Annotated in this window: 10 protein-coding genes; 4 read left to right on the forward strand and 6 right to left on the reverse strand. The window is 46.4% G+C overall.

Features of this window, described 5'->3' with window-relative positions; genetic code table 11:
* Positions 1-2 precede the first annotated feature (2 nt).
* Together hemL and DDT91_RS18230 are read left to right on the forward strand one after the other, a co-directional pair.
* Positions 3-1295: a glutamate-1-semialdehyde 2,1-aminomutase gene (gene hemL, locus DDT91_RS18225; RefSeq protein WP_187177627.1), complete on the forward strand. Its 1293-nt coding sequence runs from the start codon at positions 3-5 to the stop codon at positions 1293-1295.
* Positions 1296-1308: 13 nt separating this feature from the next.
* On the forward strand, positions 1309-1659 hold the full coding sequence (locus DDT91_RS18230) for a Spx/MgsR family RNA polymerase-binding regulatory protein (protein ID WP_187177628.1): 351 nt from the start codon (positions 1309-1311) through the stop codon (positions 1657-1659).
* Here DDT91_RS18230 and DDT91_RS18235 read toward each other — a convergent pair.
* The 4 genes from DDT91_RS18235 to DDT91_RS18250 all read right to left on the reverse strand — a co-directional run bounded on the left by DDT91_RS18235 (position 1656) and on the right by DDT91_RS18250 (position 8446).
* Positions 1656-3035, reverse strand: a complete 1380-nt coding sequence (locus tag DDT91_RS18235) for a c-type cytochrome domain-containing protein (RefSeq protein ID WP_187177629.1) — start codon at positions 3033-3035, stop codon at positions 1656-1658. The two genes, DDT91_RS18230 and DDT91_RS18235, sit on opposite strands and share 4 nt — an antisense overlap.
* Before the next feature lies 1 nt (position 3036).
* Positions 3037-4542, reverse strand: coding sequence for a DUF1501 domain-containing protein (locus DDT91_RS18240; protein ID WP_187177630.1), 1506 nt, complete (start codon positions 4540-4542; stop codon positions 3037-3039).
* 4 nt (positions 4543-4546) lie between these two features.
* Positions 4547-7273 (reverse strand): PSD1 and planctomycete cytochrome C domain-containing protein, encoded by a 2727-nt coding sequence (locus tag DDT91_RS18245; RefSeq protein ID WP_187177631.1) that lies wholly within the window; start codon positions 7271-7273, stop codon positions 4547-4549.
* Positions 7274-7489: 216 nt separating this feature from the next.
* Positions 7490-8446 (reverse strand): NAD-dependent epimerase/dehydratase family protein, encoded by a 957-nt coding sequence (locus DDT91_RS18250; RefSeq protein ID WP_187177632.1) that lies wholly within the window; start codon positions 8444-8446, stop codon positions 7490-7492.
* 155 nt (positions 8447-8601) lie between these two features.
* On the opposite strand from DDT91_RS18250, the gene kbl reads away from it, so the two are divergent.
* Entirely contained in the window at positions 8602-9798 is a 1197-nt protein-coding gene (gene kbl, locus DDT91_RS18255; protein WP_187177633.1) for a glycine C-acetyltransferase, read from the forward strand.
* A 155-nt stretch (positions 9799-9953) separates the two neighbouring features.
* Here the strand turns inward: kbl and cdaA are convergent, their stop codons facing one another.
* Together cdaA and folP are read right to left on the reverse strand one after the other, a co-directional pair.
* On the reverse strand, positions 9954-10829 hold the full coding sequence (gene cdaA, locus DDT91_RS18260) for a diadenylate cyclase CdaA (RefSeq protein ID WP_187177634.1): 876 nt from the start codon (positions 10827-10829) through the stop codon (positions 9954-9956).
* Positions 10826-11602, reverse strand: coding sequence for a dihydropteroate synthase (folP, locus tag DDT91_RS18265; RefSeq protein ID WP_370539340.1), 777 nt, complete (start codon positions 11600-11602; stop codon positions 10826-10828). Before folP ends, cdaA begins: the two co-directional genes overlap by 4 nt.
* Positions 11603-11724: 122 nt before the next feature.
* Between folP and DDT91_RS18270 the strand changes: the two genes are divergently transcribed.
* On the forward strand, positions 11725-12282 hold the full coding sequence (locus DDT91_RS18270; RefSeq protein ID WP_187177636.1) for a DUF1599 domain-containing protein: 558 nt from the start codon (positions 11725-11727) through the stop codon (positions 12280-12282).
* Positions 12283-12353 lie beyond the last annotated feature (71 nt).

Genomic DNA, 12353 nt, shown 5'->3' on the forward strand with positions numbered 1-12353 from the left:
TCATGCAGATTTCTGAAAGCAAGAGGCTGTTTGCCCATGCCAAAAACTTTATTCCAGGAGGAGTAAATTCCCCAGTCCGTGCCTTTCGTGCCGTAGGAGGAGATCCGATTTTTATCGAAAGAGCGGATGGTGCATTTCTCTATGATGAAGACGGTAATTCTTACATCGAACTCATTAATAGCTGGGGGCCGATGATTCTTGGACACAATCACCCGATGATCCGTGAAGCAGTGATCAAAGCCATGGAAAACGGGACTTCCTTTGGTGCTCCCACAGCCAGAGAGGTGGAGATTGCCGAATTGATCGTGAGCATGGTTCCTTCAGTGGAAAAAGTACGCATGGTCAATTCCGGTACGGAAGCCACCATGTCAACCATCCGGGTGGCTAGAGGCTTCACTGGCCGTGATAAGTTCATCAAAATGGAAGGCCACTACCATGGACACGGCGATTCTTTCTTGATTTCGGCAGGCTCCGGTGCCATCACCATGGGCAATCCCGATTCACCGGGAGTGACGATAGGTACGGCAAAAGACACTTTGCTTGCGCCCTACAATGACCTCGAAGCAATCGAAACCTTGGTTGCAGCCAATAAAGGTGAAATTGCAGCTTTGATTCTCGAGCCTGTTCCGGGAAATATGGGACTTTGTCTTCCAAATCCGGGATACCTCCAAGGATTGAGAGATATCTGTACCCGTGAGGGGATTGTCTTGATTTTTGATGAGGTGATGACCGGTTTCCGTTTGGCAAAAGGTGGAGCACAGGAGCTTTTTGGAGTGACTCCCGATATGACTACCCTTGGCAAAATCATCGGTGGAGGTATGCCTGTCGGTGCATACGGCGGTAAAAAAGAGATCATGGAGTTTGTTTCTCCTGCTGGACCGGTCTACCAGGCAGGGACACTTTCCGGTAATCCTATTGCGATGGCTGCTGGATTGACCATGTTGAATTATCTCAATACCCATCCTGAAGTGTACACCAGACTCAACGAAATCGGAATGCAACTCGCCTCAGGCATTGCCTCCATCAATCACCGTTTGGGCCATGACTTTACGGTTAATCAGTTGGGAAGTATGTATTCTCTGTTTTTTACAGAAGAATCGGTAGTGGATTTTGAAACAGCCAAAAAATCGGATACCGCTTTATTTGGGAAGTATTTCCAAGGCATGCTAAAGCGAGGGGTGTATTTGGCGCCGTCTCAGTTTGAGAGCTTGTTTCTTTCTACTGCTTTAACAGATGACCTTATCGCTCAGATTTTGCAAGCGCATGAGGAAAGTATGAAGGAGATTTTAGGATAAACAGTTTCGAGAAATGGCATTGAAAGTATACGGCATTAAGAATTGCGACACCATGAAGAAGACCTTCACTTTTCTGGAAGAAAAGGGTGTGATTTACGACTTCATCGATTATAAAAAGCAAAAGCCAACCGCAGCGTTATTGACTTCATTTTTGGAGAAAACTTCGTTGGCTACTTTGGTCAACAAGCAAGGAACGACCTATAAGAAAATGGAAGAAGCTCAAAAAGCAGCTTTGGAAAAAGTAGAAACAGCACTTTCGATTTTGATCGAAAACTCCAGCATGATTAAGCGACCAGTAATCGTGTATCCTGATGGAAGTGTCACACTGGGATTTGTACCTGATCAAATCCTAGCCAAGATTTAATACACGATGGTATCACTGGGGATAGGGGGCAATTCATAGCTTCCTATCTCCAATTTGAACTTGAATTTTTTCGGCAATTCATTCCCAAAAAGACCTGTTTCGTAGGCAAATACTTTTTCCAACATAGGAAGTTTGTCAAGCTTCTCCAGATCGGCTTGGGCAATGGAGATTCCATTGATGTATAGGGACTTCAGATTTTTTAGTGAATTCAAACTTTCCAAATTTGCTCCTTTGACTTGGGTGTGGCTGAGCTTGAGCACAGTCAGTAGTGGGAAATCTTTCAATTTCGTAAGAATCTGATCCGATACTTTCGTCCCGCTAAGATCCAGATAGACTATATGGCCTTTAAGAGAAGCTAAATCTCCCAGATTTTGATCCTGAAAATCCGGGAAATTGATGCAACTCACTTTCAATAGTGAGCTGCCCTGAGCAATGGGTTCTACGTAAAAGCCTTTCTTCCTCAGTTGAGCCAGACTGTCTTCAGCTACCGCAGCCGAGCTTACAGTTGGATAAAAAGAGATTTCTTCCCGTTGGAAAAAGGGTTCCAGCCATTTCTTTTCCGGTTTGGCGGCTCCCAGTTTCAGGTCAAAAGAAGCTTCGTTTTCCAGCCAAAGGCGCAGCAGCTGAAGTTCCTCTTTTTGGGGTTGGCGCTTTTCACTCGGAGGCATGTGGTCTTCATGATCCAAAGGAAGTTCCATGCGACTGATCAGACTGCTTTTCAGAAACTGATGCGGATCAATCACAGGTCCGTTTTCCCCACCTTTCAGCAGGGCTTCTTTGTTGCTGAGGTCCAGTCCACCTTTCTTGTTTCGGGGATTGTGGCAGCTTTGGCAATTGGAATTCAAGATCGGCTGCACGACTTCCTCGTAGTAGGCCATCTCCTCCCAACCTTCCTCAGGCAAGGTCAAAGGCTGTGCATAAGAAGGCGATCCTCCAAAAAGTGATTGGAGATTTTCCGGCATCACTTCGGTGAAATAGCCTTCCCCATGGGTAATCGTTCCCCCCAAGTGGCCAGTAAACAAAAGGGCCCCAACCAATGCAGTCGAGCTCCATTTCAGCGTGCTGGGGTCGTTTGTTTTTTTGCTTTTCCCATAAAAGAAAAATCCCGCAGCCGTAGTCAGCACCCCAAAAATTAGGTGAAACTGTACCGTGTCCCAGGAAAAGCCTTCGAATTGGTATTGGAGAAATCCTGAAATACAGGCCAAAACCCCTCCGATCGAACCCAGCAAAAAGGCCAGCTGAATGGCGGGAAGAAAAGCTTTGTCCTGCTTTTTCGAAAGAAAAATCAAAATCAGACCAAAGACCAAAATCCCAATAGGGAGGTGAACTAAAACGGGATGAAAGCGACCCAAAAGAGGAAAAACAAAACTCAGCATATCAGGCAATGACAGATCGGATCAATTCTCCATGAACATCGGTGAGTCGGAAAGGCCTTCCTTGAAACTCATAGGTAAATTTCTCATGATCAAAACCCATCAAGTGTAAAATGGTAGCATGCAGGTCATGCACAGAGGTGCGCTCGTCTACCCCGGCAAAGCCAAAGTCATCCGTGATGCCGTAGCTCGCGCCTTTTTTGACTCCGCCTCCAGCCATCCACATCGTAAAAGCATCCACATGGTGATCCCGTCCAAGGAAACCCATCTTCTTGCCTTCCCGGTTTTCCTGCATCGGCGTGCGTCCAAATTCCCCTCCCCAGACGACCAAGGTTTCTTCCAAAAGTCCCCGCTGCTTCAAGTCTAGCAGCAAGGCCGTCATCGGTCGGTCAATGGTGCGGCATTTGTTTCGCAAGCCCATATCGATTGAGCCATCATGATCGGTGCCGTGTGTATCCCAACCCCAATCGTAGAGTTGAACTACGCGCACGCCCTTTTCCACCAGTTTTCTGGCCAAAAGGCAGTTGTTGGCAAAGGATTCCTCCCCAGGCTGGGTGCCGTAGAGCTGATGGATATGCTCGGGTTCGTCGTTGATGTTCATCACCTCGGGCACTTCGATCTGCATCCGATAGGCCATCTCGTATTGATTGATTCGGGCGAGGATCTCGGGGTCGCCAAAGTTTTCAAAATCTTCCTGATTGGACTGATTAATGGCGGAGATGACCTGCTTTTTGAGATCGCGGGACATGCCGCTTGGATCCTCGAGGTATAGCACGGGATCGCCTTTGGATCGGCATTGGACGCCTTGATAGACCGAGGGGAGAAAACCCGAACCCCAGACGCTTTTGCCTGCGTCGGGCGTTTTTCCTCCGGAAGTCAAGACGACAAATCCCGGAAGATTCTGGTTTTCTGTGCCCAAACCATAGGTCACCCAACTACCCAAACTCGGTCTTCCCAACCTCGGTGAACCCGTCTGCATAAACAGCTGTGCCGGTCCGTGATTAAACTGATCTGTATGCATCGCCTTTAGAAAAGCTACTTCATCGGCTACTTTGGAGAAATGAGGCAAGTAATCTGAAATCCAAGCTCCGCTTTCCCCGTGTTGAGAAAACTTGGCCTGGGGACCGAGCATTTTGGGCACTCCTCTGATAAAGGCAAACTTGCGTCCTTCCAGCAAGCTCTCCGGACAGTCCTGATCATGGTATTTGGCCAGCTCGGGCTTGAAATCAAACAACTCCAACTGCGAAGGCGCCCCAGCCATGTGGAGGTAAATGATGGATTTTGCTTTTCCTAAAAAAGGCGGAGGAAGGGGAGACAAAGGATTCAAATCCCGATCGCTGAGCTGAAGGCCTTTTTTCAGGGTTCCATTTTTCCCCAACTCACAGCCGAAAAGTAAAGGAGCTAAGGCAAGCCCGCCCATTTTGCTTACGCAGTCGAGGAGAAAATGCCTTCTTGTCTGCGTTTGCAGTTTTTGGTTGACCAATTCGTTCAGTAGCTTTTCCACGTTCATGGGATCAGGGCTTGGTTAAAAACTCGTCTAAATTCATCATTGCATTGGTGGCCACGGCCAAGGCTGCCAACCCGGAATCCGCTCCAGGGAAGAACTCTGTCAAGGATTTTTGGTCCTCATCAAAACTTGATTTTGCTGTATTATACAGGTTCATCAGGCTGGCTTTTTTGCTTTCCGAAATAGGAAAAAGAAGCAGGTTTTGATAGATTTTTTGGATGGCCAATTCGGGTTTTTTCCCTGATTCCTCCCAAGCTTTTTGGCTCAAGGCTTTGGCCGCATCGAGGTACACGGGATCATTCAAAGTAACCAAAGCCTGTAGTGGGGTATTGGTGACCAAGCGCTTGCTGAGACAGACTTCTCGGCTTCCCGCATCAAAGGAGATAAAGGAAGGGTAAGGGCTGGTACGCTTCAGGAAGGTGTAGATACTTCTACGGTATTTATCTTCTCCCTCACTTTCTTTCCAGGACTCCCCGTTGTACACCGTCTGCCAAATGCCCTCCGGCTGGGTAGGCATCACGGGCTTTCCATACATTTTTCGACTCAATAGTCCGCTTGCGGCAAGGGCCTGATCGCGGATTTGCTCTGCAGAAAGCCGGTATCTAGGCCCTCGGGCATACCATTGGTTTTTGGGATCTTTCTGGAAAGCCTCCGGACTGATCACCGAAGATTGCTGATAGGTAGCCGAGGTTACGATTTCTTTGATGAGTGATTTGATGCTCCAGTGGTAGTCATTGACCGTTTTCCAAGCCAAGTAATCCAGCAGCTCGGGATGGGAGGGTGGATCGGATTGCGTGCCCATGTCCTCTAGGGTCGAGACCAATCCTCTGCCGAAAAGCTGATCCCAAACACGGTTGACAAGGGTCCGAGCGGTAAGAGGATTTTCAGGGGCGGTGAGCCAATAGGCAAAGCCTAAACGGTTGGACGGCCACTCGCTTTTCCAATTGCCCAATTCTTTCGGAGCTTTTGGACTTACTTTTTCTCCCTGTACCATCCAGTTGCCTCGCTCAAAGACAAAGGTCGGTCGGGCCATGTAGTCCGGATTTTCGATCAGGATGGGGAGGCGTGTTCCCCTGAATTGGAGTAACTCCTCCCAGGATTTTTTCACAGTCGCAAATCCCGGCTTTTCTTTTCCTTTCAGACTGGGTACAAAAGCAAACCACACGATGGAGGAGGTGTTTTGCTGGGGTTTTGCACTTGGATTTTGAGCTTCGATGTAGAGGTTGACTTTCCCTTGCACAGGCTTGAAGGGGATTTCCTTCACGACCTCTCCTTGGGTTTTGTTGATCACAAAGCTGGCGAGAATTTCTCCTTCGGGGCCGTCTTTTCGGATGATCATTTTGGTACCATCCACCCCAGACCAGTAATCGAGCAGGAGTTGGTCAGAACCTTGGGTATCGATGTTTTTATAGACGGCAGAGCCTCCCGGCCAAAGCCCGAGCCATTTGGTATCAATCAGGCCGGACTTTTTGAGGTCTGTGGCGAGGTGAGCGGCGTACTTGGGTTCGTAGAATTTCAGAAAGTCAGCCCGCTGCTTGGCGGCTGTTTTTCCTTCAGTTTCTCCCACCCAAGCTACAATCTGATCCACTTTGGCCTGATCTTCCACTTCGTAAAACCGCAATCGGGGTTCCTCATCGTGGGTATCTTCGTCCCGGGTATTGTTGAAGAAGGCCATGGATTCAAAAAATTCTTCATGCCGGATGGGATCATAGGGATGGCTGTGGCACTGCACGCAAGCCATGGTGGTACTTTGCCAGACTTCGAAGGTGGTATTGACCCGATCGAGGACTGCTGCAACGCGGAATTCCTCGTCTTCCGTTCCGCCTTCGTCATTGTTCATGGTGTTACGGTGAAAGGCCGTTGCGGTCAGTTGATCTTGGGTAGGATTGGGCAAGAGGTCGCCTGCCAGCTGCTCGACGGTAAACTCATCGAAGGGTTTGTCGGCATTGAAAGACCGAATCACCCAGTCCCGATAGGGCCAAAAGGTGCGGGAAACGTCCCGTTCGTAGCCTTTGGTATCTGCATAGCGGGCGAGGTCCAGCCACCAAGTCGCCCATTTTTCCCCATAGGCTTCTGAAGAAAGCAATTGATCCACGGCTTGCTCGTAGCTGATTTTGCCGGAGGAAAAGTCCCGAACCAAAGATTCCGAAGGGGGCAAGCCCGTAATGTCCAAAGCCACTCTGCGAAGGAGTCTCATGGGATTTTCGGGTGAGGATGGACTCAAACCAAGATTTGGGAGTTTTTCTTGGATAAAAAAATCTATGGGAGCAAGCGAGGTGTTTTCAGTGCCACCGAAACTGGCAGCCGTGGGATTAGCGGGAAGTTTGGGTTCTTGGACCGGCTCATAGGCCCAATGTTTACCCCATTTGGCGCCTTGATCGATCCATTCTTTCAGTAGTTCGATTTCTTCTTTGCTGAGTTGGGCACGCTGGTAAGGCATGCGGAGTTCGGGGTCAGAGTGCGTCAGTCGCTTAATGAGTTCGCTGGAGGAGGAACTTCCCGGTACGATCGCGGGATGTCCTGATTCGGTAGGGGCGAAGGCTTCTTCCTCGAAGAGTAAGCTAAATCCTCCGCTTTTTTTCACACCTCCATGGCAGGAGATGCAGTGTTTGTTAAGGATGGGTTTGATTTCGGTGCTGAAATCAACTTCTTTTTCAGTCCCGAAAAAAAAGAACCCGATCAGGGTAATCCCGATCAGTATGGTGAGTATGAAAGCAACATTGTTTTTATTCATCTCCGAAATAAAAAGACCATAAAATATAAAACTTCAGACTTGAATGGAAATAAAATCATTCCTTGATCTTTTTTTACTAATAGGAAGAGGAGATTTTTAAAATACCCCCACCAAAAGGATAAAATTTTGTTGTTTGCAAGCCTCTATGTCACTATGTCAAGGCAAAAAAAATACCTCTTCGGATTAAAGAGGTATTTCAAAATTGGATTGTGGAGCTCACTTCTTCAGAGGAAAATAACTCGGCAGGTTTTTCAAAATATCCGACGTCATTGCATCCAAGTCATAATCCGGTTTCCATCCCCAGTCTTCCCTTGCACGGCTATCGTCTATGCTGTCAGGCCAAGAGTCTGCAATAGCTTGGCGGAAGTCGGGATTGAACTCGATCTGGAAGTCTGGTACGTGCTTTTTGATGCTTTCGAAGATTTCTTTGGGAGAAAAACTCATTCCAGCGAGGTTGTAGCTGGAGCGGATTTTTACCGATTCTCTTGGGGCATTCATCAGGTCAAGCGTAGCCTTGATCGCATCCGGCATGTACATCATCGGCAAGTAGCTGTCCTCGCGGAGGAAGCAGTTGAATTTTTCATTCGCAATTGCCTTATGGTAAATGTCCACTGCATAGTCGGTTGTGCCTCCTCCGGGTAGGGATTTGTACCCGATGAGACCGGGGTAGCGAAGGCTTCGGACGTCCACGCCATGCTTTTCGAAATAGTATTCACACCATCGTTCTCCCGCCTGCTTGCTGATGCCGTAGACGGTGTTGGGTTCTTTTACGCAGAATTGAGGGGTATTGACTTTTGGAGTATTGGGTCCGAAAACGGCGATGGATGATGGCCAATAGATTTTGTCCAGTTTTTCTTCCTTGGCCAACTCCAAGACATAAAGCAAGCTCTCCATATTGAGATGCCAGGCAAAGAGCGGGTTCTTTTCTCCGGTAGCCGATAGTACCGCAGCGAGGTGATAAATCTGAGTGACTTTTTCCTCTTTGACTAAATCTCTGAGTGCCTCTTTGTTCATTACATCCAAAACTTCAAATCGGCAATAATCAAAAGCGGATCGGGCTGAATCTCTGAGGTCTGTCGCAATGACTTGATCTCCTCCAAACTGATTGGCCAAGGCCTGTGTGAGTTCTGAACCTAGCTGTCCGGCAGCTCCGATGACAAGGATTTTTTCCATAGGAAGGTCTTTCGAAATACCCTAAAAGTCGCCTTGAGGGTTTTTGTTTATATTTGGGTTTGCTTGCGCAAAAGTAGTAAAAAACACCTGTCCGCATCGATTTTTTGATCAGCGGATAAGCAATCTTCAGGAAACATTTATACCCTTATAAACGCATGTACGATCAGTTTAAACCCAAATTAGAACAAGAGTTAGCCTCCATCCATGAAGCCGGCCTTTTCAAAAGAGAACGCATCATCACCTCTCCGCAGGCCGCAGAAATCACTATCTCAGGAGGGCAGAAAGTGCTGAACTTCTGCGCCAACAATTACCTCGGACTTTCTTCTCATCCCAAAGTCATCGAAGCTGCTAAGGCTGCCATTGATTCCCATGGTTTTGGAATGTCATCTGTTCGCTTCATTTGCGGTACCCAAGATATTCATAAGGAATTGGAGCGTAAGATCTCCGAGTTTTTGGGCACCGAGGATACCATTCTTTATGCAGCGGCATTTGATGCCAATGGGGGAGTGTTTGAGCCGCTTTTTGGACCGGAAGATGCCATTATTTCTGATGCACTCAATCATGCTTCCATCATTGATGGAGTAAGATTGTGTAAGGCTATGCGCTACAGATATGAACACAACAACATGGCCGACTTGGAAAAGCAGCTTCAGGACGCCATCGCTGCGGGTGCCAAGCAAAAGATTATCGTGACCGACGGGGTATTCTCTATGGACGGTACCATTGCTCAGCTGGATAAAATCGTGGAATTAGCTGAGAAATATGAAGCTTTGATCATGTCAGATGAGTGTCACTCTACCGGATTTATGGGTAAAACTGGTCGTGGAGTTCACGAGCATTGTGGTGTGATGGGCAAAATCGACATCATCACAGGTACCTTGGGTAAAGCCCTTGGCGGTGCTTCGGGAGGATTTACTTCCGGGAGAAAAGAAATCATCGAATTGCTACGTCAGCGTTCGAGACCGTACCTGTTTTCAAACACTTTGGCACCTTCCATTACTGGAGCTTCCATTGCGGTGTTGGATTTGCTCTCGGAAACTACAGAACTTCGCGACAAGTTGGAATCAAATACTGCCTACTTCAGAGAAAAAATGAATGCCGCTGGTTTTGATATCAAGCCTGGAACACACCCTATCGTTCCTGTCATGTTGTATGATGCGGTGCTCTCGCAGAAAATGGCGGAAAAGCTTTTGGAAAAAGGAATCTATGTGATTGGATTCTACTATCCGGTAGTTCCAAAAGGTCAGGCTCGAATCCGGGTGCAGATTTCAGCAGGCCACGAAAGGCATCATCTCGATCAGGCGATTGCAGCGTTTATAGAGGTTGGAAAAGAATTGGGAGTGATTAAGTAATTTGATTTTAAGACAGAAAACCTTAGACGCAAGAAGGTGGAATTTGCCTGGTATCTTAAATTCTGGAGTCTTTGATAATCAGAAAAAGTGGTCCCTGAAAAGAACTTCATTTTGGGTATTGGACAGCAAGAAATCCGACTGAAAAGTCGGATTTTTTATTCCTTACTGCTGATTGCCAATTTCTTCTTTTTAGTCAGATCGTATTCAGAGAGGTTTTCGAAGCGGTCATCCAAATCCACATTATTGAGGTAATCGTTGATGATCTCCCGTACTTCTTGGAAAGACAGATTGTGGAGTACTTTCCCGTTTTTGGCCATGGATATCTGACCGGTTTCTTCGGAGATGACCAAAATCAGTGCATCTGTAGCCTCGGACATGCCAATGCCGGCCCGATGTCTTAAGCCGAATTGTGCCGGAACTTCCCGCTCGGTTACCGGAAGAATACACCTTGCTGCTTTTATCCTGCCTTTGTGGATGATTACCGCGCCATCGTGAAGTGGGCTGTATTTGTTGAAAATGGAAATCAGCAATCTTTTGGAAAGTTCGGCATCCAGAATATCCCCGCTTTCGGCATAGAACTTCAACTCGACTGTGCTGGAAATGACAATGAGGGCTCCCGTATTTGAACCTGCCAATACTTTGGCAGCATCAATGATAGGAGAGATATTGAAGGCTGAGTTTTCTTTTTTTCTCCAGAAAAACAAGATATCCTTCCATACATTGTCATCTGAGAAGATAGAAGATCGACCTACGATCAGAAGAAACTTACGGATTTCAGGAGCAAAAATGATAATGGCCGCGATTACCCCCACTCCCATGAATTGGCCCAAAATGGCAGAAAGCAGTTCCATTCTCACTGCTCTTACCAAAAGGTAAATCATATAGAGAGAAAGGAAGCCCAGAAAAATCTTGATCGCCACACTGCCTTTGAGCAGCTTATAGACTTGATACAATAGAGCCGCTACCAAGGCAATATCGATCATATTGACAAGGGAGACATCCAAAAATCCTATTTTAAATAGCAGGCTCAAGTGTAAAGTTGTTCAAATAGTGTAATGGTCTCTTTTGCTTCTTTTACGTCATGTACTCTCAAGATATTCGCTCCCTGCAATAAAGCAAACATATTTAATGCAGTGGTGCCATTCAGGGCTTCAGAGGGAGAGATTTGCAAGGTTTTGTAAATCATAGACTTCCTCGAAACTCCAACCAAAACAGGCAGTCCCAAGACCCGGAAGCTTTTTAGATCACGTAGAAGATCAAAATTTTGTTCTCTGGTTTTTGCAAAACCAAATCCCGGATCAATAAATACATCTTTGATGCCAAGTTTTCTGAAATGCTCTAGCTTTTGCGCGAAATAGGACAATATTTCTGGAATAAGATCCGAATAGTCTGTCTGACTTTGCATGTTCTGAGGAGTTCCTTTCATGTGCATGGCAATGTACGGTACTCCAAGTTTGGAAACTGTCAGTAGCATGTTGGGGTCAAGGCATCCCGCGGAAATGTCATTGATCAAATCTGAACCTGAATCTACGGCCTCTTTGGCTACTTCAGATCTAAACGTATCTACAGAAATCAGGATTTCAGGAAAATTCTTTTTCACCCATTCAATTGCCGGCACCACTCTTTTCATTTCCTCATCCGGGCTAATGTCTTCTGCACCAGGTCTTGTACTATAGCCTCCCAAGTCCAGAAAATCGGCTCCTTCGGAAATCATTTTCTCTGCTGCCTTAAGGATGGAATATTCTTCAGTTTTCACCCTACTTTCTTTAAAAAAAGAGTCTGGGGTGAGATTTAAAATTCCCATTACCTTAGGTTTGTCCAAGGAATAGATCCTTCCCTTGATTTGGAATGTATATTTTTGGGGAAATAATTTATCTTCGGTCAGAGAAGACGGAGGTGATCCGGGAAGCATTAAATAAAAATATTTTGGAGACTAAAACCAGCAACGAATATAAGCAAGTAATTGCCCGATGTAAAGATTTATTCCGAAAGAAAACCCTTGATTATGGGACGGCTTGGCGGATTTTGAGGCTTCCGTCGATTACGGATCAGATTTTTATCAAGGCGCAGCGGATACGTTCCATTCAGGAAAAGGGAAGCCAAAAAGTGAATGATCCTATTGTAGATGAATTTATAGGGATCATCAATTACTGTCTGATTGCTTTGATCCAGATTTCTTTGAAAGAAGATGAGCGGATGGAGATTCCATTTGGGGAATTGGAGCCTCTTTATGATCAATGGGCCGCAGATACTAAAGCCCTGTTGGAAAATAAAAACCATGATTACGGAGAAGCGTGGAGAGACATGCGCGTCAGTTCGATGACAGATATCATCTTGATGAAGCTTTTTCGGGTCAAACAGATTGAAGACAATGCAGGAAAAACAATTGTCTCAGAAGGAATAGAAGCCAACTATCAGGACATGATTAACTATTCTGTGTTTTGCCTGATCAAATTGGGATATCATGAAGGTGAACTCAAATGATTTTCAACTATTAAGATATTTTCATAGCTGCAACCCTGTATGAGGTAGTCAGCTTTTAGAAACAGAAACCA

Source organism: Algoriphagus sp. AK58, from assembly GCF_014324365.1.
Classification (GTDB): domain Bacteria; phylum Bacteroidota; class Bacteroidia; order Cytophagales; family Cyclobacteriaceae; genus Algoriphagus.

Excerpts from the sequence above, each read along its gene's own strand:
- hemL (WP_187177627.1), top strand. The coding sequence starts at position 3 with ATGCAGATTTCTGAAAGCAAGAGGCTGTTTGCCCATGCCAAAAACTTT.
- DDT91_RS18230 (WP_187177628.1), top strand. The coding sequence starts at position 1,309 with ATGGCATTGAAAGTATACGGCATTAAGAATTGCGACACCATGAAGAAG.
- DDT91_RS18235 (WP_187177629.1), bottom strand. The coding sequence starts at position 3,035 with ATGCTGAGTTTTGTTTTTCCTCTTTTGGGTCGCTTTCATCCCGTTTTA.
- DDT91_RS18240 (WP_187177630.1), bottom strand. The coding sequence starts at position 4,542 with ATGAACGTGGAAAAGCTACTGAACGAATTGGTCAACCAAAAACTGCAA.
- DDT91_RS18245 (WP_187177631.1), bottom strand. The coding sequence starts at position 7,273 with ATGAATAAAAACAATGTTGCTTTCATACTCACCATACTGATCGGGATT.
- DDT91_RS18250 (WP_187177632.1), bottom strand. The coding sequence starts at position 8,446 with ATGGAAAAAATCCTTGTCATCGGAGCTGCCGGACAGCTAGGTTCAGAA.
- kbl (WP_187177633.1), top strand. The coding sequence starts at position 8,602 with ATGTACGATCAGTTTAAACCCAAATTAGAACAAGAGTTAGCCTCCATC.
- folP (WP_370539340.1), bottom strand. The coding sequence starts at position 11,602 with ATGGGAATTTTAAATCTCACCCCAGACTCTTTTTTTAAAGAAAGTAGG.